Below are 19,104 nucleotides of genomic sequence, written 5' to 3'. Positions count from 1 at the left end.
GAGCACCGCCATGCGTTATGCCCATCTTTCCCTGCTACTGCTGGCAGCGTTCTGCGCGATGCCCGCAGCGGCGCAAACGGCGGTCAAGCAAAGTCATCCGTTGGCGCGCGGCGGACGTGTGGAGTTGGAAAACATCGCCGGCAGCATCCGCGTGCGCGGCTGGGATCGCGATGAGGTGGCCTTGACCGGCAGCCTGGGCGAAGGCCAACGGCTGCAGGTGGACGAAAGCTTCAACCGGCTGCACTTCGAGGTAATCTACCCGCGCAATAGCCGCAACAGAAAAGGCGCCGAACTGGAGTTGCGGCGCGGTGCTGCAGGTGGATGCGGTGAGCGCTGCGGTGGATGTTGATCAGGTCGATCTGGCGCGGCTGCAGCTCAAATCTGTCAGTGGCGACGTGGTGGCTGCCGGGCGTGCCAAGGAGCGCAGCTGGAAACGGTCAGTGGCGCATTGCGCAGCACGGTGAGTAGCGGGCGGATGACCTTGGGCACGGTGAGCGGGCAGCTCAATGCGCCGGCCGGCGCCAGCGGGTTGGTAGCAGTCGAGTCCGTCTCCGGCGATATCCGTCTCGATGCCGGCCAGGTATCGCAATTGCGTGCGCAGAGCGTGTCCGGGGCAACCGCGATCACCGTGGCATGGCTGGCGCCGGGCGGCAGCATTGCGGCGGAGAGTGTCAGTGGCACGATGACGCTGGGGTGCCGCGCAATCTGTCGGCAGCGCTGGATGTCGATGTCTTCAGCGGCGATATCCGCTCGGTCGCGGGCAATGTGGAACGGCGGGAGTACGGCCCCGGCAAACACCTCAAGGCGACGCTGGGGGCCGGCAATGGCGACGTCAAACTGGAGTCGCATTCGGGCTCGGTGCGTATCGATTACACCAACTAAGTCCGCAAACAGAGCGTGCCACCTTGCGGTGGCACGTTGGTACAACACTCCAGCTTTGCGGCAATACTCAACGGCGGATGACACCACTGCGGCGCGATGGCCTGTGGACACGCGGCAGCTGCTGGGAATCCACGCCTACCTCAGGGCCATTTGCCGCGTGTCCTTCGCTGCTTAAGCGATCTTGTCGCCGTCGTTGCGTGCCGGGCCGAAGTTGGTGGTGAGCACTTCGATCCGGCCGCCGGTCTTGCGGAACGCGGCGATATCGGCTGCGATGCGCTCACGACTGAGCGGCTGCGACTTGCCTTCGCTGCGAGCGATGCTGGGCTGGGATTTCTGCTTGGTCGCGGGACGTGCCATGTGGCCTCCTGTAGCGGGGAAGTGCGGTGACACCGCGTGCGGCTAGGGTGGCGCGCGCGGAAGCGGTGTCGAGAGTGCGACGGCGTTCGGTGCGCAATCGCGGTGGCACAGCGTGCGTGCCGTTGCAGACAAGACGGCGGTGCGTCAAGCAGCAACCGCGCATTATAGGGGGTCTGATGCCCGGGTGTGTTAACCGTCCGACAGACGGGCTTGCTGCGCGGCTGCCCAGGCCAGGCCCTGGACCACGCCGAAGGACGGGTCGCCATGCACCAGGCGCGATTCCGGGAATGCGGCAGCCACGGTGTCGCGGATATAACCGGCGCGCGACATGCCGCCGGTGAGGAACACCGTCGCCGGTGCGGTGGTCATGTCAGCGCGCACCTGCGCCAGCAGGCTTTCCAGTTCGCCGAGATAGTTGGAAGCGGACGCAACCAGTGCATTGGCCTGCACCTCCACGCCCAGCCCGCGTTCTATGAAGTCCAACGGCGCCTGGTGGTGGTCCAGCTCGCTGAGCGCGATCTTGCAAGCCTCCACGCCGCGATACAGACGCGCGGTATTGCCGGTGTCCTGCAAGGCCTGCAGGCGCTTGTCGAAGGGGGTAGGAACGTCCTGATACTTGTGCAGACGGAATTCGCGCTGGCGGGTCATGTCCTGCACCATCGCCGCCTCCACGTAATGGTGGGTCGGCACGCGGGTGATGCCGCGACCGAACAGCGGCATATAGGCAGCCAGGCTCAGTGCCAGATCGATATCGGTACCGCCGCGTGCGATACCCCAGGCCCGGTGCACCTGCGGCGCAGCGCTGCCGCCGACGCTGGCATGCGCAACGTCGGTGGTACCGCCGCCGATATCCACCACCACGGTGTCGTGGCGGCTGTCGTGACTGACGTGGTAATGCATCGCGGCTGCTGCGGGTTCTTCGAGAAAATCCACGCTGTCGAAACCGGCTGCGATCGCGGCGGTCTGCAGGATTTCCAGCGCCTGCGCGTTGCCGGCTTCGCCGATCGAACTGCGAAATTGCACCGGGCGGCCCAGGGTGGCGTGTCGGATGTTGATGTCGAACTGGCGCGAGGCAGTCAGCCGGATGTGCTCCAGCACATGCGTGGCGATGCCGGTGATGGTCTGGCGCGCCCGCGGATGCAGGTTGTAGCCGAGCATCGACTTGGGGCTTTGTACCAGGCTGCCTTCGCCTTCGAGAAAATAGGCGTCCAGCGCCTCGTCGCCATAGACCGCGTTTTGCAGCAGGGCGGCGGAGCTGCGTGGCTCGCGCACCTGCTCCTCCATCCATTGCCGTCGCACGATGCGGATCGCATCGCGGCGCAAGCTGTCATTGTTGGGAGTGCGGCCAGCGGCCACTGCATCGCGGCGGCCCGAGTCGATCAGCCGCTCTACTTCGTATTCCAGCGCTGGTGTAAGGCTGAAGTCGTCCGGGTCGCGCATGGTCTCCGGGAAGTACACCGTGGTGCGGAACTGCAAGGCCTCGCCGAAGCGTACCGGCACCACGTGTCCATCGACGATCGCCGCGGCGGCGGAGTTGCTGGTACCGAAGTCGATGCCGAGTTTCATGCAGACGGGCCTGGAGAGCGGGCCGCGCACTTTACTACGGCGACCGCACCGGCCGTCGAGACCGGCATCAAGACGCGCGTTACTACCCAAGCACGGCAGCACCGCGCCGCAGCCATCCAGGCGTGCGGCGAGTGTTGGGTCAGGCCGCCAGGTCGGCCACGTGACCGTCGTTCAGTTCTTGAGTGGTGGCCTCGCGCACCGCCACCACTTCCACCGCAAAGTGCAGGGTTTGCCCGGCCAGCGGGTGATTGCCGTCCACGGTAACTTTGTCCGGGCCAACTTCGGTCACGGTGACCAAGACGGGGCCTTGCTGCGTGCGCGCTTCGAACTGCACGCCGGGTACCACCTTGACATCGGTTGGAAACGCGTCGCGTGGCACATGCTGGATGAGCTGCTCGTGGCGCGGGCCGTAGCCCTGTTCGGGTATCACGTCGGCAGTGAGCGTGTCGCCCAGCCGCTTGCCTTCCAGCGCCTGTTCCAGACCAGGCACGATGTTGCCGGCGCCATGCAGATAGCTCAGCGGCGTCTCGGGCGTGGAGCGGTCGATGACCTGGCCGCTGTCGTCGGAAAGGGTGTAGTGAATGGTCGCAACGCGACCCTGGCTGATTTCCATTGGAAACCTCCATGACGGTGATCGAGGGGAATGCATCGGCTCATTCACGATGCGAAGAGATACTGCACCCACACCGTAGGCAATCGCACTGGATCATGCAACCGCAGCCGGGATTGCGGTTGAGGCGGGGATCAGTTTGGTGCAGTCACTGTCACAAGCGCATGCGTCATTCGGCTATGCCGGTCCGCAAAAGCAGTAGAGGTGATGTGGGCACGGCTACCAATCGTGGCTACATCGATCATTCGCGGCAGCATGGGTGCTTGACCATGTCGCGCCTGATGTGTGAAAAAACACGTGTGCAGACGGCTCATGGCCACACGCCGTTGCGTCGCTTAGTCCGTCTTCGCGCCGCTCTCGATCTGCGCACGCCTGGCACGCCAGGTTTCCGGGGTTTGCGGTTTGATGAACAGGGCGGTGAGTTCGGGGTGCTGCTGTTTGGCCGCCGCTTCAATTCGCCCGACACAGGCCTCGATTTGCGGCGTGGTGCGGCTGTCTTCGAATTCGGCGCTCAATGCAGCAACCACTTGGTTGGGCCCCATTTGCATGGTGAGCACGCCATTGGCAGCACGCACGTCCGGGTCGCTGGCGGCGATGCGCAGCAGCGAGTCGGTCACATGCGCATGCGCCGGTTCGCCGATCAGCAGGCCCTTGGTTTCGCGCGCAAGCAGGAAGGCGGTGAATGCCAGTACACCGGCAATGCCGATCGAGGCGATGCCGTCGAGTTCTGGCATGTCGAACAGCTGCGCGCCGGCCAGACCCAGCAGCGCCATCAGCAGGCCGATCAACGCAGCGCTGTCTTCCAGCAACACAGTGAAGGTGCTGGGATCCTTGCTTTGACGAAACGCCTGGAAATAGCCCATGCGGCCCTTTTTGGAGCGAAATTCGCGCAACGCCACCACCCACGAAATGCCTTCGAACACGATCGACACGCCAAGCACAATGTAGGCAAGCAGATGACTCTTGGCCGGTTCCGGGTTGCGCAGATGCACGATGCCTTCGTACAGCGACACGCCAGCGCCCATCGCGAAGACCAACAGCGCCACGATGAAACTCCAGAAATACAGCTCGCGTCCGTAGCCGAATGGATGCGTGGGTGTGGGCGGCTGCGCGGCGCGGCGCAAGCCATACAACAGCAGCACTTCGTTGATGGTGTCCACCAGCGAATGCACGCCTTCGCTGAGCATTGCCGAGCTGCCGGAAATGCCGGCGGCGATGAACTTGGCGACGGCAATGGCCAGGTTGCCGGCCAGCGCCACGTAGACAACCAGATGCGAGCCTTTGGGCTTGCCTGGGCTCTTGCCGCTTGCAGCCGCGGCGGCATCGTGGGCGTTACTGGAGTCTGCGGTTGCGCGCGGGGGATTGGGGGCTGGCTGATTGGACACGCGCGACCTGCGGGGTATTCGACAAGCGCCGCACTATCGCGCTATCGCCGTGCCGGGTGCGTGATCGCGCGGTTGGGCGGCTACAATCCACGCCCACTTCGATCAAGGAATTGCATGTCCACCGTCCCCGCCTGTCCGCAATGCGGCCTGGAGAACACCTATCTCGACGGTGCGATGTCGATCTGCGCCGACTGTGGCTTCGAATGGAGCGCCGGCGACGCCGAGGCAAACACGACGGTGGTGCGCGACAGCAACGGCAACGTGCTGCAGGCCGGCAATACGGTAACCGTGATTAAGGATCTCAAGGTCAAAGGCTCGTCGATTCCGCTCAAGCAGGGCACGGTGATCCGCAATATCCGCCTGGTCGAAGACGATGCCGAGCACATCGAAGGTAATTCCGAAAAGATCAAGGGCCTGGTGTTGAAGACCTGTTTCCTGCGCAAGGCGTAAGTGTGTCTCAGTGACTGCGTTTACCGCCAGGCAGCGTGGTCGGTGCTCGGTACGGCATGGTCCACTCGCAGGTTGCGCCCTTGGACGTCGTCCATGCTTAGCTGACGACTGCCTTATCCCTACTGGTAGCTGCCTCAAGCGGCGAAGCGCGATTTGCCAGTGTAGGAGCGCGCATGCGCGCGATGCGGCCTTCTCGGTAACACTGCATCCAGCGGCGGCTCGCCGTTAACGTGCGATGTCGCTCCGAATGGCGGGCGCTCGCAGATGGGTGGTGAAGGCCGGCTGCGCTAATCGCGCGGATACACCGCTGCTACCATGCAGTTCTGCCACATGCGCGACAACATGCCGCCGCGCATGCTGCTGAGATCACCTTCCGCACCAGCCCCCACGCGTGCGCCGGCGATGCCGATTTCGTCGAGCACATCGACCTTGTCGCCCGGATTGCCGCAGATCGCATACAAGCCCATGCCGGAGATGAAGCGGATGGATGGAGCGCCGCTGAGTTCACGACAGCTGTCCATCAATTCAACCCGGTAATGACGGTGTGTGCCAGGATGGCGCGGCGACACTTCCACCACCAGGCCCTGGCCGTTTTACGACCAGGAGCGCAGCATGCTGGGATTGAAGCAGTAGCTGGAGGAACCGGCGAAATTGCGGCGGCGCGCCTCGCGCACGCTGATGCGTTCCAGCGTTGGCACGCCGTCGTGGTCGCGTGACGCCCAGGGCTGGCGTAGTCGCGTGCGGTGAGTGGGGCGACCTGATCGATCGCGCAACCCTGCTGACCGGTGCTGACATACGCTTGTGCGCCATTGCAGACCCAGCCGTTTGCAGCCAACAGGCTGGCATCCGGTTGTGCGGCCAGTTGCGGGCAGTCCTGCGACAACTGCAGGCGGAATAGCCGTCCATCGCGCTCGGCAACTGCCAGGATACGCGCGTCGGCCTGATGCAATTCGGCAACCTGGCGTGCGTCAAGGCAGTCGGCACTGGGCGCTGCTGGTCACTGCATTGGTGCCGATGCAGCAAGCACGCCACAGCCAAAAACCGTGCTATCGAGCAGAACTGCAACGATCACGCACATCCTTGGCAATGAGGTTGCTGCATCATCCGCCCGCGTTGGCGTGCTGGTAATCGCGACGGTAGCGTGCATTGCGGCGAACCGCGAGTGGTGATGTGGTGCTTCGCGGTGAAGATCAGAGGCGCAGTGGCGACGCGTGTCAGTCGCGCATGGCAATCAGCAAAAACGAAAGAAAAAAACGCAACGCCGGATACGCGATGCGGCATGCAGGCTTCTAAATACATCCCACTTCACGAACGCTGAGGGTATGTCATAGCGCCCATGTGCAAGGCGCTACGAGCGGTCTGTTTGCAAGGCAAGTAACTACGTATCCGGCAGCAGCAAGCATGCAGTGCATGTGCCATGCCGCATAGAGAGCGCACCGTGCCGGCTGGCAAGGTGCGTTCGCGTGGTCAGCGGCTGATCAAACGATCACTCCGGCAATGCGGGGTAATCGGTATAGCCCTTGGCACCGCCGCCGTACATCGTGGCCTGGTCGAGCTCGGCCAGCGGCGCGTTCTCGCGCAGGCGACGCACCAGATCCGGGTTGGCGATGAAGGGACGTCCGTAGGCGATCGCATCGGCATAGCCGCTGCTGATGGCGTGTTCGGACATGCCGCGGTCGTAGCCGTTGTTGGCGATCCAGGCGCCGTCGAACTTGCCGCGCAACGCGGCGTAGTCGAAAGCGATGTTGTCGCGCGGGCCGCCGGTGGCACCTTCGATCACGTGCACGAAGGCCAGCCCGCCGATCAGGTTGAGGCGCTCGACCGCACGCTCGAACAGCGGCTGCGGGTCGGAGTCGTGCGCGCCATACACGGGGGTCACTGGCGACAAGCGCACGCCGGTGCGGTCGGCACCGATTTCATCGGCGATTGCCTGCACCACTTCGGCAAGCAGGCGGGTGCGGTTTTCAATATCGCCGCCATAGGCGTCGGTGCGCTGGTTGGAGCTGTCGCGCAGGAACTGGTCGAGCAAGTAGCCGTTGGCCGCATGCACTTCCACGCCGTCGAAGCCGGCATTGATCGCGTTGCGCGCCGCGATGCGGTAGTCCTCGATCAAGCCGGGAATTTCGTCCAATGCCAGTGCGCGCGGCTCGGACACATCCTCAAAGCCGTTCTTGGTGAAAGTCTTGCCTTCCGCGCGGATGGCGCTGGGCGCAACCGGCACTTCGCCCGGCGGCAGCACGCTGGTGTGTGAGACACGGCCCACATGCCACAGCTGCAGCACGATCTTGCCGCCGCGGCGATGCACTTCGTCAGTGACGGCGCGCCAGCCCTGGATCTGTTCCTTGGTGTAAATGCCGGGCGTGTCGAGGTAGCCCTGGCCCAGCGGACTGATCTGGGTGCCTTCGGCCACAATCAGGCCGGCGGTGGCGCGCTGGCCGTAATACTCGGCAGCAAGCGGCGAGGGCACCTGACCGGCGATGGCGCGGTTACGCGTCAGCGGGGCCATGATCACGCGGTTGGCAAGATCCAGCGCGCCCAGGCGCACCGGGAAGAACAAGGGGGATTCAGTGGATTTGGACATCAGCAACCAGTCGATTTGATCACGCGCCAGGCGCGACGCCGCGTCGATCGCGGTGCCCCATAGCGATGGTGGCGCACTCATGCAGTTTCGAGCGATGCAGATAGGACACAGCGTCCCCATCGCGTTGAAAGCGATGTAACTGTGATGGGTTGGGCGATTGCGCTGAACCGACCTGGTGTCGCGCTTTCCTGCTCTATTGCATTGCACAATAATAGGCCGCCCCGCCATCACCGGAGTCGGGCATGACCGATACCGATCTTTCTTCGCCACGCGTGTCCCGGCGCGATTACGTGCTGATCCTGCTTGCGCTGGCGATGGGCGGCTTTGCGATCGGCATCAGCGAATTCTCCACCATGGGCCTGATGACGCAGATTGCGCAGGGCTTGCAGATCAGCGAGCCGCAGGTCGGCCACGTCATCAGCGCATATGCATTGGGCGTGGTGGTCGGTGCGCCATTGCTGGCGATTTTGGGAGCGCGCTGGCGGCGGCGCACCTTGTTGCTGCTGTTGATGGTGTTCTATGCGCTTGGCAACGTGGCCAGCGCCTTGGCGCCGAGCTACCACACGATGCTGCTGTGCCGCTTTATCGCCGGGTTGCCGCATGGCGCGTACTTCGGCGTTGCATCCTTGGTCGCCGCATCGATCAGCCCGCCCAATCAACGTGCCACTGCAGTGGGGCGGGTGTTGTTGGGCTTGAGCGTTGCGCTGCTGGTGGGCAACCCGCTGGCGACCTGGCTGGGGCAAATTGTGAGCTGGCGTTGGGCGTATGCCTCGGTGTCGGTGATTGCGCTGGGTACGGTCGCAGCTGTGGCGATCCTGCTGCCACCGCAGCCCGATGAGCCGCGGCAGCAGCCGTTGCGCGAATTGCGGGCGTTCAATCAGCCACAGGTGTGGCTGGCATTGGCGATCGGTGCAGTTGGGTTCTCCGGCATGTTCTGCGTCTTCAGTTACCTCGCGCCGACGTTGACTGCGGTGACCGGCGTGACCGCAGCGCGCATTCCATTGGCAATGGTGGCGTTTGGCTTAGGCGGGGTGCTGGGGAGCATCCTGGGCGGTTGGTTGTTCGACCGTATGCAGTTCCGTGCGGTGCCGGTATTGCTGGTGTGGTCGGTGGTGGTGATGTTGACGTTTCCGCTGGCCGCGCAGTCAGAGGTATGGGTGTTCGTATCCATCGTGGCGGTCGGCACCATGGGGGCGTTAGCGCCTGCCTTGCAGACACGCTTGATGGATGTGGCGGCAGAAGCGCAAACCCTGGCCGCAGCATCGAACCACGCAGCATTCAATACGGCCAATGCGCTTGGCCCATGGCTGGGTGGGATGGCGATCACGGCGGGTTGGGGCTGGACCTCCACCGGCTACGTTGGCGCGGCCACCGCGCTCGGCGGGTTGGTGGTGTACGCACTAGCAGTGTGGCAAGAGCGTCGCCAGCAGCGCACGGTATTGGCGAACTGGTGAGGTGGCACACGCCAATCCGGTCGTGCGCATCTGGTGCGGCAATGCCGCGCCAAGTGCTCGCACACTCGCCTCGCCGTGCAGTTGTACAGCGATGCGCGTGTTGCATCACCACAGCCATCTCACAGCCTGCCGGCGAGACTGTGCGCTCAATCAAGCGAGCCGAACAGTGCCATGACTGAATTTACTCCACCGCCGTGGAAGCGCCCGAATCCCAAAAGCAAGGCGAAGTCGACACCGTTGACCGACGCGCAGAAAGCGGCTGCCAAACAGCGTGCTGAAGAGGCGGGGCGGCCCTATCCGAATTTGGTCGACAACATGTGGGCCAGCCGTCAGCCGAAGTGATCTTGACCCGCTGTTGGCATGGATGAATTGCGATTCATCGCTTGCACGGTGGCGTGAGGATGACGCTCGCATCGCTCACATTTCAATTATGCAAACGACGCGAGGATGAGGCCGTACACAACGCAACGGCACTGCAATCAACCCATCGATTGACTCAACCGCCGCAGGCACAGTCATCGCACAGTGCAGCGTCGGTCCATCCAACAAGGAGCCACACATGAGCATTCAGAGCAAAACCGAGCACAGTCTCAACGACCTCATCGCCATCTCGCGCGACGGCAAGGACTTCTACGATGAAGCCGCAGCCAAGGTGGGCGATGCAGAGCTTGCGACGCTGTTCCGTCGCATTGCAGGCGTCAAGACCGACATCGTCAGCAGCCTGAGCAGTGTGGTCACCGCCGCTGGTGGTACGCCGGAGCAGCACGGCACCATGGTGGGTAGCATGCAGCAGTTCTACGGCAAGGTGCGCGCAACCCTGGGTGACACCAAGTACGGTTACGTGGCCGAGCTGGAAGAATCGGAAGACCGCCTGCTGAAGGCATTTGACGAAACCATTGCCGACCAGGACACTCCGGCTGCTGCACGCGAAGCCGCGCTGCGCCTGCTGCCGGAAGTGCGCGCTTGCCACGACGTCATGCGTAACCGCAAGCATGCAATGAAGAGCGCCGCATAACCTGCGCGCTTGACCGAAGTGCATCGTCACCGATCCGGTGCAGCTCCGGGGTAAAACGATAAAGGCGGAAACGGGCAGCGCGAGTTGCCCGTTTCTTTTTGTGTTGCAACAACGCGCCACAGCGCGACATAACGCAGCAATCGCGGTTCCACGCATCGCAACGCGTTTCACGTCGGCGATGCGCACGACGGCATATTCGGCAGGCAGCGGGTCTGCTAGTATCCGCCGCCCTTCTTCAGGCAGGCCCGCGTTGCGCGGTCGTGGCATCCACCCATGAAGCAACAGTTCCTGTACCTGTCATCGGCCGACGCGCAATTGTCGCTTGGGCTTGGGGAAGAGAAGACGACTGAACGGCTGTTCTTCGCGGTCATGGCCGATGCGCCCACTGCCGAGCATGCGGCGCGAATTGCAGACAGCCTGCTGCAAGGCGGGCACGCGGAAGGCAAGCCGCTGGCGCGCGAACGGCTACATGTAACCCTGCATCATCTGGGCGATTACGCCGGTGGTCTGCCGCCATCGTTGGTGAGCCGCGCCAGCCAGGCCGCGGCGCGCGTAGCGATGGATGCGTTCGCAGTGGAATTCGACCGCGTTGGCACCTTCGGTGGCAGGCGCTCGCAACTTCCCTGCGTATTGCGTGGCGAAGAGCAGGTGCGTGGGCTATATGAGCTGCAAGGCGCAGTGGGAAAGCAGCTTGCGCATGTCGGCATTGCCGGCGATGCGCAGTACACGCCACACATGACCCTGCTGTACTGCAATCAGGCGGTGCCACAACGGCGCTGCGATGCGCTTGCCTGGACCGTGCGCGACTTTGCATTGGTGCGCAGCTTCCTTGGCCAGTCGCGCTACCAGATCGAAGGCCGCTGGTCGCTGCGCTGATGTGCACGGCCGCGCGCACACGGTAGCCTGCGCGCATGGACATTCCCTCGCCATTGCCGTTGCACGCAGACCACCTGACCGCACTCGAGCAGGCCTATGCCAAACCGCCGCGCGCCTACCACCACTTCGGCCACGTGCGCGCGGTGCTGCAGCACTATGCGCAGGTGGCCGCCGGGCCGGGCTGGCGGCAGCCGGCAGAGGTCTGGTTGGCGGTGCTGTTCCACGATGCGATCTATCAACCCGGACGCAGCGACAACGAGGCGCAATCGGCATTGATGGCGGCCGAATCCATTCCATGCTGGTGGCCGCAGGCGCAGCTGGATGTTGAGCGCGTGCAGGCGCTGATCTTGCTCACCGCCCGGCATGGGCAACTGCAACCGCAAGATGTGGATGAAGAGGCCGCGCTGTTTCTGGATTGCGACATGGCGATCCTGGCCGCGCCCGCGGCAGTGTTCGATGCCTACGATGCGGCCATCGCCGAGGAATATCGCGGGCACGTGCCCCGCCTGCTGTTCAAGCTCAATCGCCGCCGCTTCCTGGCCGGTGTGCTCAAACAACCGCGCATCTTCCTTAGCGACTACTTCCACACCCATCACGACGCTGCGGCGCGCGCCAATCTGCGCCGGCGGCTGGGGCGCTGAGTGAACCCGTAACGTCCGGGCGGTAGGCCCGGATGAGGCCGATGCGCACGCTACAATGGCCGCATGCACGACAGCGCTGCTTCCAGCCCCGACCCTCGCCCGATCGCCCCACAGCCGCCTGCACCCTACGAATGCTGCGAGAGCGGCTGCCCGCTGTGCGTGCACGATCTGTATGCCGAGGAGCTGACGCGATACCGCCAAGCCCTGGCGGCATGGGAAGCACGCCAGCCGGGTGTCAGCGGGCCAAAGGCGCAATGAGCCAAGTCCTGCACTTCGCTCTGCCGCCTGGAACGATTATCTTTGAACCACTTTTCCCGATGGTGCGACATGCGACGACTTGATATGTGGAGCGCGCTCTGCGGCGCGGCGATGTTGACGCTGTCGGGCATGGCCGCCGCGCAGGCGCCGGAACCGGTCAGCCATGGTCGTTTCGAGCAGGTGCCGGTGCTGATGCCCAAGGGCGAGCCGCAACGGGTGGTGATCTGGCTGGCCGGTGCCGGCAATGCCGCCAAGCGCCAGGCCCAGGCGGAAAGCCTGCGCGCCGACGGTGCGATGGTGGCAGTGGTCGATACTGCACACCTGTACGCGGTGCTGCGTAAGGCCGGCGGTACCTGCCCGTTCTCGGTTGGCGACGTGGAAAACTTCTCGCGCTACATGCAGGCCTTCTACCACATCCCCACCTACCGCCTGCCGCTGCTGGTGGGCGATGGCGAGGGCGCGGCGCTGGCCTATGCAATCGCTGCGCAATCCAAGCCGCATGTGCTGGCCGGCGTGCTGACCGACGGGCTGTGCCCAACCAACGTGTCCAACCAGGCGATCTGCCAGCCGGGTGTCAGCCCGGGCACCAACACGCTGCTGCCGCTACCGCTGCAGATTCCCTGGGTACTTGCCGCCAGCCAGGACAAACGCTGCCCCGCGGCTGCCGAAGAGGGTTTCCTCAAGCAGGTGCCGCAGGCGCGAACCTTCCGGCGGTCTGCGAAAGGCGACATCCTGCCTGGCCTGCGCGCCGCGGTGCGCTCGCTGGGCGAGCAGAAGGGCGTAGCATTGCCGCCGCCGCCAGGCGGTCTGGCCGACCTGCCGGTGGTGGAGCTGCCGGCCAAGCCAGACGGCGATAGCGACGACGACACCTTCGTGATCTTCGTCTCCGGCGATGGCGGTTGGGCCGGGCTGGACGAAGAAGTGGCTGACGCACTCGCGGCGCAGGGCATTCCGGTGGTCGGCCTGGATTCGCTGCGTTACTTCTGGACCGAGCGCACGCCGCAAGGCTTTGCCGACGACCTGGATCGCATTGCCCGCATCTATGCGCAACGTTGGGACCGTCAGCGCGTGGTGCTGATCGGTTTTTCGCAGGGCGCCGACGTGCTGCCGGCGGCCATCAACAAACTACCCGCTGCGACCAAGCAGAACCTGCGCATGACGGCACTGTTGTCGGTCGGCAAGCTGGCCGACTACGAATTCCACGTCAGCAACTGGCTGGGCTCGGACGACGAGGGCCTGCCGATCGCTCCGGAAGTACAGCGTCTGCCGGCGGGGACCACAGTGTGCATCTACGGCCAGGACGACGACGACGCGCTCTGCCCGAGCCTGCCCGCAAACGTGGCCAAGCGGGTGGCGCTGCCGGGCGATCACCATTTCAAGGGCGACTACACGACCCTGGCCAAGACGATCATGGACCAGATGCACGCGCTGTCGAAGTAAGGCGCGCAACATTGGTTGCTGTGATGCGCCGGCCGACGTGTCGATGTCGGCGTCTCGACTCTGTACGTTGCTGTCAAAGGCAAAGTATAGACGTTCGATGATTCCATCCAGATGCCGCTCTTTCAGCCGCTGACGATGGCACGCGTGCGAGCGCCCGCAGTGACTGATGCTTTCGCTCGGGAACTATAGTTATCAAACGCAGAGTTGGTCAGCGGCCCGGTGCCGCATCCGGTGGCGGGACACTCTGTGCATCCCTGGAAACCTGCTGGCGGTATCCATGCCGCCGCACGGGCCTGCTCCCAGATGCAACACCGGGCTTCCAAGCTCGCGGCAGCTTCTTGCCAAGCCAACATTTCAGGAACTGAGTTCTACCGAAATTTCGACATTGACGCTAGTAAGCAGCTAACCAGTGCCCGCCAGACCCGCAGGTCTGGCGCCAGCGTTCCGCAAGGTCTTACTCCTGCCGTCCCGGATCCGCCGAGATCAGGCGGGTGACGTCCAGCAACGCGGCCGGCAGGTGCATGCCGCCGGGGGCGACCAGATAGCGCGGGCGCCAGGTCGGAGCAAACTTCGACTTGAAGCGGCGCAGACCGCTGAAGCCATAGAAACGCTCGCCGTGGCGCGCGACCAGGCTGGCGAAGCGATTCCAGCGTCCGGCCAGGCGATGCTCGGCCAGCCCCGACAATGGCGCCATACCCAGCGAGAACCGTGTATAGCCGTTGGCCTGGCCCCACAGGAACAGCTCGATGAACAGGAAATCCATGGTGCCCTTCGGTGCCTCTGCGCTGTGCCGCATCAGATCCACCGACAGCTCGCCGCCGGCCGGTGCCCACCACACGTTGGCGAACGCCACGATCTGGCCTTCTGCCTCGGCCACCGCCACCGGGAAGCGCCGCAGGTAGTCCGCATCAAAGCTGCCCAGCGAAAAGCCTTTCTCCTCGCCGGATTTTTCTTCCAGCCACTGATCCGAGACCTCGGCCAGCCGCGGCAATACCTCGTCCACCTGCTCGGGCTGCAACATGCGGAAGCTCAGGCCACCGCGCTTGCCACGGTTCCAGGCCTGGCGTAGGTCGGCGCGGTCGCGGCCTTCCAGGGTGAAGCCTTCCAGCGGCACGATCGCCTCTTCGCCCAGCTTGACCAGGGTCAGCCCCATGTCGAGATAGGTCTGCCAGTACTTTTCGCCAACCTGATAGAACACCGGGCGCAGGCCCATGTGGTCGGCCTCTTCGCGGAAGCGCCAGATCAGCGCACGCGCCACCTCCGGCGGGCCGACCGGGTCGCCCATCGAAATCAGCGAGCCGCCGTAGCGCTGCATCATCACAAAGCCGCTGCTCTGCTCATCCAACAGGAACGCCTTGTCGCCGGTCAGCGCCAGGCAGGCCTGGGTATCGGTGCTGGTGGCCAGAATCGGCCCCAGCGTCTGCAGCGTCGATGCATCGGCCGCCGGCATCGGGCGGCGCCCGCCGCGCAGCAGGCGCGCCATGCCGAACACGATCACGCCTATGCACAGGATCAGTGCGGCGCGCAACGCACGCGGCGCATTGGCCGAGGTCGCGAACTGCCACCACAGATCGTTGCTGTATTCGACATGGCTGTAGACGAAGAACAACAGCCAGAAGGTGGCGACCAATACCAGGCCCAAATTGCTCAGCCAGCGCCACGACCACGCTTCGTCCAGAAGCGCGCCCTGGCGGTAAAACTCGCGTCGCGCCGCCCATAGCGCAACCGCTGCCAGTGCCGCCGACAGCGATACCGAGATATGGCTGCCGCGCAGCAGCGCCAACGGCGGCAGCAGCAAGCACACGCCCAAGGCCAGCATCCAGGCCGCATGGCTGCGGCGCTGCAGGCCCTGGCCGATCAGCAGCAGCATCATGCCGCCCAGGCTGACCAGCAGATGCGAGGTTTCGATCAGCGGCAACGGCGCCACTTCCTGACGCGCGCGCGGTGTCGGCAAGGTGCCGTCGATCACCAGCGCCGCACCTACGGCGAACACGGCCAGCGCCAGAATCTGCGGCAGCCAGGGGCGCAGGGCCTTCCACACGGTGCGTGCGGTGCTGGCGCTGACGCGCACTGGCGCACGCAGCCCGGAGGCCGCAGCCATCGCGACCGAGATCAGCAGCGGCACGATGTAATACGTGACCCGGTAGGCCAGCGCCGCCGCCAGCACCGCGGCAGGGGTGACATGCGGCAGCAGTTTGAGCAGGCTCCACTCGAACACGCCCAGGCCGGCCGGCACGGTGGAGATCAGCCCGGCCACCACCGCTACCAGCCAGATGCCGATGAAGCCGAAGTAGCCAGTGCCCGGATCCGGCGGCAGCAGCATATAGAACGCAGCCGCGGCCAGGCCCAGCTCGACCACGCTGAGTGCGGTAACGCCCAGCACGGTGGTGCGGTCTGGTAACCAGAACCGATGGCTGCGGATGCCGAACTCGCGGCCCTGTTTGCCGACCAGCACGAGCATGGCGACATAGCCAGCCAGCAGGGCGATGCCAGCGATGCGGATGGCCTGCGCAGTGATCGGCAACGCGCGCGCAGCGGCTTCCGGTTCCAGCATCAAGGCCAGGCCAAGCAGCACCCAGGCCCCGAAGATGAAGCCCAGCGTGCTCATCAGCACCACCTGGCCGATCTCGGCCAGGGTCAGGCCCACGCTGCCATAGCCGCGCAGACGCACGGCGCCGCCGGTGAGTGCGGCAAAGCCCAAGGTCTGCCCGACCGCATGCGCCATGAAGGCAGTGATGCCCACCCGCGCCGGATGCAGCTGCTTGCCGGTGCGCTTGAGCCCCACCCAGTCGAAGCCCACCAGGCACGCATAGCTGCTCAGGCCGAGCAGCAGCGTCAGCGCGATCTGCCCGGCGCCCAGCGCACGGAACGCATGCCGAATCTGGCGATAGCCGTGGTCGGTGAACTGCGAAGACAGCGCATGCAGGGCCATCGCCAGGATGGCCAGGCTGATGATTACCGGCAGGGCGCGACGCCAACCGCTGGCGGACGTTTCGGAAGAGGCGGGGGTATCCGTCATGAGGGCAACGGGATCTGCTGAAAGGGAAGGAGGGTGCATGCACAAGGTGTGCCGCGCGCGCATTTGCAGTGCATGGGCCGGTCGGGTTGAGGGCACATGCAGCGTGATTGCGAAGGTGCCGACATCAAGTGAGCGCGTGGTTCGGTCATACCGACATAGTTGATGTGCGGGCCGGCCGCGCGCATCATAGGGCAAAGCTGCACACACGTGCCGCACGGACACGACAGGACTGCTATGACAGTTGGAAGGCAGACAGGCTGCTGATGCGCAATCCACCCGATTCCCCGAGGTTTGATTACCCGGCGCAGGCTCTGCCGCCGCGTTGGAGCGGCTACGCCGGCCGCATCGCGGCCATTGCGGGCCTGGCTTTCATCGGCCTGGTGCTGGCGCTGCAATGGCTGCGCAGCGACCTGTGGTGGGTGGATGCCCAACTGAGCGCCTATCTGCACGGCCCGTACGGCTTGGTGCTGCGCACCGCCTACTGCCTGCTGGCAGTCGCTATTGCGTGTCTGGCGCTGGGGTTGTATGCGGCGTTGGCGCCGGCAGCGCGCAGCCGCACCGTGCTGGGACTGTTCTGGATGGCGGCAGTAGGCCTGTGCATGGTGTCGATCGGCGATAGCTGGCTGCCCGAGCTGGCGCCGCAGGCGGCCGCGATGGTGCATGTGTTGTCGGCCGATATGACGTTTCTTTGCGTGATTGCGGCGGTGTTGCTGCAGTCGTGGTATTTCCGCCGCGATCCGCTGTGGCGCGCGCATTTTCCCGCGGCCTTCCTGCTGGGCTGGGCCGCGTTTGCAACGTTGCTGTTCCATGTCACCGTGACCAGCGCGCCCTTGGGCATCAGCCAGAAGATCGCCATCGTGCTGATCGTGGTCTGGATGGTGCTGGCAGGCACATGGTTGGCGCGCTGCGTGCGCGACGGGGCTGCACGCTTGCCGCATTCGCGGGACAATGCGGGCGTCAATCAACCGTAGGAAGTCAGAAATGGTGCAGCGATTCGATGCGGGTTCGCGGATGTCCGAAATGACCGTCCATGCCGGCGTGTGTTATCTGGCCGGCCAGATTGCCGATGACACCAGCGAAGACATCACCGGGCAGACCCGCCAGGTGCTGGGCGAGATCGACAAGCTGCTGGCGCTGGCGGCCAGCGACAAGACCAAGATCCTGCGTGCGGAAATCTTCCTCGGCGACATCGCCGATTTCGATGGCATGAACAAGGCCTGGGACGAGTGGGTGCCGCACGGCTTCACGCCTGCGCGCGCCACCGTCGAAGCCAAGTTGGCGCGGCCGGAGTGGAAGGTGGAAATTGTGGTCACCGCTGCGGCGGGCTGATCGCATCAACGAGTAAAGCGATCGACATGCGGTGCGCGCGATTGCACGCACCGCATCATTGCGACCCAGTGACTGCTGCGCCGTTGTCACGGTACGTGCGTGCACGTGTGTTGCACGGGTAGCCGCCAGTCGTATTTCCAACGAATGCTGGCGGCGCGCGATCAGCGTTTGACGAAGCGGTAATGCGCTACGCCCCATTCGCGGCCCTGGTCGTAGCCGAACAGTTCCGCACAGGCCAGCCAGAACATGCGCCAGCGCTGCCACCACCGCTGTGCGTCGTCGCCGTAGGTTTGCTTCAACAGCGGCATGATCTGGTCGCGGTGGCGGTCCTGGTTTTCCAGCCAGGCATTGGCGGTTTTTTCGTAATGCTCGCCCGACAGCACCCAGCGTTGTTCGATCACCACGTCTTGCTGGAAATGCAGCAAGGTATCGGCCGCCGGCATCAGCCCGCCGGTGAAGAAATGCCGGCCCATCCAGTTGTCTTCGCCAGCCACCTCGAATGGGTAGGCCAGGTCGCGGTGACAAAAAATGTGCACGAACAACTTGCCGCCCGGCGCCATCCAGCTGCCGACGCGTGCGAGCAGCTCGCGGTAGTTGCGCATGTGCTCGAACATTTCCACCGACACCACGCGATCGAAGCCGCCTGGCGGCAGCGCCAGCGCGTTGACGTCGGCAGTAATCACCTGCACGTTGCTCAGCCCGCGCACGCGGCACTGCTCCAGAATGTGCGCGCGCTGCGGGCGCGAGTTGGAGACCGCCGTGATGCTGGCACCCGGATAGCGCTCGGCCATCCATAGGGTCAACGACCCCCAGCCGCAGCCCAGCTCCAGAATGCGTTGACCATCGACCAGTTCCGCGCGTTCGCCGTACAGCGCCAGCATGCGTTCTTCGGCGGCATCCAGATTCGGTGTGCTGGCGTCCCAGTAGCAGCTGCTGTACTTGAGCCGGCGGCCCAGGCACAGGGTGAAGAACTGCGGCGGCAATTCGTAATGCTGGCGGTTGGCCGCATCGGTTTCGATCGCGATCGCGCTGGCACGCAGGCTGTCGATGAAGGCGCGCTGGCGTTCGCCGTTGGCATCGGCATCGTTGCCGCGCTCATCGCGCAGGCGCTGCGCGCATAGGCGACGGATGCCGTAGCGCAACGCGGCGTCGGGCAGGACGCCGGATTCGGCAAGCCGGGTGGCGAAGGATTCTTCGGGTTGTGTGGAGGGCGGGACGATAACGGTAGACATGCAACTCTC

At 64.5% G+C, this 19,104-nt stretch carries 21 protein-coding genes; 12 read left to right on the top strand and 9 right to left on the bottom strand.

The genetic code is table 11. From position 1 onward, the window contains the following. Window positions 1-10: 10 nt before the first annotated feature. Complete coding sequence (locus KWO_RS22595; RefSeq protein ID WP_026112289.1) at window positions 11-349, top strand: hypothetical protein; 339 nt, start codon at window positions 11-13, stop codon at window positions 347-349. A gap of 35 nt (window positions 350-384) precedes the next feature. Here KWO_RS22595 and KWO_RS22590 read toward each other — a convergent pair whose 3' ends face one another. After that, window positions 385-681, bottom strand: a complete 297-nt coding sequence (locus KWO_RS22590) for a hypothetical protein (RefSeq protein ID WP_227479752.1) — start codon at window positions 679-681, stop codon at window positions 385-387. A 12-nt stretch (window positions 682-693) separates the two neighbouring features. On the opposite strand from KWO_RS22590, the gene KWO_RS22585 reads away from it, so the two are divergent. Then, window positions 694-882, top strand: coding sequence for a DUF4097 family beta strand repeat-containing protein (locus KWO_RS22585; RefSeq protein ID WP_026112290.1), 189 nt, complete (start codon window positions 694-696; stop codon window positions 880-882). Between the two features lie 171 nt (window positions 883-1,053). Here KWO_RS22585 and KWO_RS15040 read toward each other — a convergent pair whose 3' ends face one another. From KWO_RS15040 to KWO_RS15020, 4 genes are all read right to left on the bottom strand, one after another. Then, a complete protein-coding gene (locus tag KWO_RS15040) occupies window positions 1,054-1,239 on the bottom strand; it encodes a hypothetical protein (protein WP_010366034.1) in 186 nt (61 codons plus the stop codon). A gap of 189 nt (window positions 1,240-1,428) precedes the next feature. After that, a complete protein-coding gene (locus KWO_RS15035; protein WP_010366037.1) occupies window positions 1,429-2,805 on the bottom strand; it encodes an Hsp70 family protein in 1,377 nt (458 codons plus the stop codon). A 139-nt stretch (window positions 2,806-2,944) separates the two neighbouring features. Then, entirely contained in the window at window positions 2,945-3,418 is a 474-nt protein-coding gene (locus tag KWO_RS15030) for an FKBP-type peptidyl-prolyl cis-trans isomerase (RefSeq protein WP_010380469.1), read from the bottom strand. Between the two features lie 332 nt (window positions 3,419-3,750). After that, window positions 3,751-4,800, bottom strand: a complete 1,050-nt coding sequence (locus tag KWO_RS15020; protein ID WP_017113013.1) for a cation diffusion facilitator family transporter — start codon at window positions 4,798-4,800, stop codon at window positions 3,751-3,753. A gap of 114 nt (window positions 4,801-4,914) precedes the next feature. Between KWO_RS15020 and KWO_RS15015 the strand changes: the two genes are divergently transcribed. Next, window positions 4,915-5,250, top strand: a complete 336-nt coding sequence (locus KWO_RS15015) for a zinc ribbon domain-containing protein YjdM (protein WP_010380464.1) — start codon at window positions 4,915-4,917, stop codon at window positions 5,248-5,250. Between the two features lie 287 nt (window positions 5,251-5,537). Here the strand turns inward: KWO_RS15015 and KWO_RS15010 are convergent, their stop codons facing one another. Beyond that, window positions 5,538-5,774, bottom strand: coding sequence for a hypothetical protein (locus KWO_RS15010; RefSeq protein WP_026112291.1), 237 nt, complete (start codon window positions 5,772-5,774; stop codon window positions 5,538-5,540). A 962-nt stretch (window positions 5,775-6,736) separates the two neighbouring features. After that, window positions 6,737-7,831 (bottom strand): alkene reductase, encoded by a 1,095-nt coding sequence (locus KWO_RS15000; protein ID WP_026113260.1) that lies wholly within the window; start codon window positions 7,829-7,831, stop codon window positions 6,737-6,739. Between the two features lie 242 nt (window positions 7,832-8,073). Between KWO_RS15000 and KWO_RS14995 the strand changes: the two genes are divergently transcribed. From KWO_RS14995 to KWO_RS14965, 7 genes are all read left to right on the top strand, one after another. Then, the gene (locus KWO_RS14995) at window positions 8,074-9,285 is read left to right on the top strand and encodes an MFS transporter (protein ID WP_010366048.1); all 1,212 of its coding nucleotides are present in this window, start codon (window positions 8,074-8,076) and stop codon (window positions 9,283-9,285) included. 171 nt (window positions 9,286-9,456) lie between these two features. Then, on the top strand, window positions 9,457-9,627 hold the full coding sequence (locus tag KWO_RS14990) for a hypothetical protein (protein WP_017113010.1): 171 nt from the start codon (window positions 9,457-9,459) through the stop codon (window positions 9,625-9,627). A gap of 217 nt (window positions 9,628-9,844) precedes the next feature. Beyond that, entirely contained in the window at window positions 9,845-10,300 is a 456-nt protein-coding gene (locus tag KWO_RS14985) for a PA2169 family four-helix-bundle protein (RefSeq protein ID WP_010380460.1), read from the top strand. 273 nt (window positions 10,301-10,573) lie between these two features. Then, complete coding sequence (thpR, locus tag KWO_RS14980) at window positions 10,574-11,176, top strand: RNA 2',3'-cyclic phosphodiesterase (protein ID WP_010366055.1); 603 nt, start codon at window positions 10,574-10,576, stop codon at window positions 11,174-11,176. A gap of 35 nt (window positions 11,177-11,211) precedes the next feature. Further along, entirely contained in the window at window positions 11,212-11,817 is a 606-nt protein-coding gene (locus KWO_RS14975) for an HD domain-containing protein (protein ID WP_010366057.1), read from the top strand. Between the two features lie 63 nt (window positions 11,818-11,880). Further along, window positions 11,881-12,075, top strand: a complete 195-nt coding sequence (locus tag KWO_RS14970; RefSeq protein ID WP_010366058.1) for an oxidoreductase-like domain-containing protein — start codon at window positions 11,881-11,883, stop codon at window positions 12,073-12,075. Window positions 12,076-12,144: 69 nt separating this feature from the next. Beyond that, complete coding sequence (locus tag KWO_RS14965; RefSeq protein ID WP_010380457.1) at window positions 12,145-13,515, top strand: virulence factor; 1,371 nt, start codon at window positions 12,145-12,147, stop codon at window positions 13,513-13,515. Window positions 13,516-13,969: 454 nt separating this feature from the next. Here the strand turns inward: KWO_RS14965 and mprF are convergent, their stop codons facing one another. Then, window positions 13,970-16,534 (bottom strand): bifunctional lysylphosphatidylglycerol flippase/synthetase MprF, encoded by a 2,565-nt coding sequence (mprF, locus tag KWO_RS14960; RefSeq protein ID WP_017113009.1) that lies wholly within the window; start codon window positions 16,532-16,534, stop codon window positions 13,970-13,972. Between the two features lie 263 nt (window positions 16,535-16,797). On the opposite strand from mprF, the gene KWO_RS14955 reads away from it, so the two are divergent. Beyond that, complete coding sequence (locus tag KWO_RS14955; protein WP_010380454.1) at window positions 16,798-17,505, top strand: DUF998 domain-containing protein; 708 nt, start codon at window positions 16,798-16,800, stop codon at window positions 17,503-17,505. Window positions 17,506-17,515: 10 nt separating this feature from the next. Continuing rightward, complete coding sequence (locus tag KWO_RS14950) at window positions 17,516-17,863, top strand: RidA family protein (protein ID WP_010380452.1); 348 nt, start codon at window positions 17,516-17,518, stop codon at window positions 17,861-17,863. 161 nt (window positions 17,864-18,024) lie between these two features. Here KWO_RS14950 and KWO_RS14945 read toward each other — a convergent pair whose 3' ends face one another. Continuing rightward, window positions 18,025-19,095, bottom strand: coding sequence for an SAM-dependent methyltransferase (locus KWO_RS14945; RefSeq protein ID WP_010380450.1), 1,071 nt, complete (start codon window positions 19,093-19,095; stop codon window positions 18,025-18,027). Window positions 19,096-19,104: the final 9 nt, after the last annotated feature.

It is taken from the genome of Xanthomonas vasicola pv. musacearum NCPPB 4379 (genome assembly GCF_000277895.2).
GTDB classification, from domain to species: Bacteria; Pseudomonadota; Gammaproteobacteria; order Xanthomonadales; family Xanthomonadaceae; genus Xanthomonas; species Xanthomonas vasicola.
This window is presented reverse-complemented; position numbering and strand designations above follow the sequence as displayed.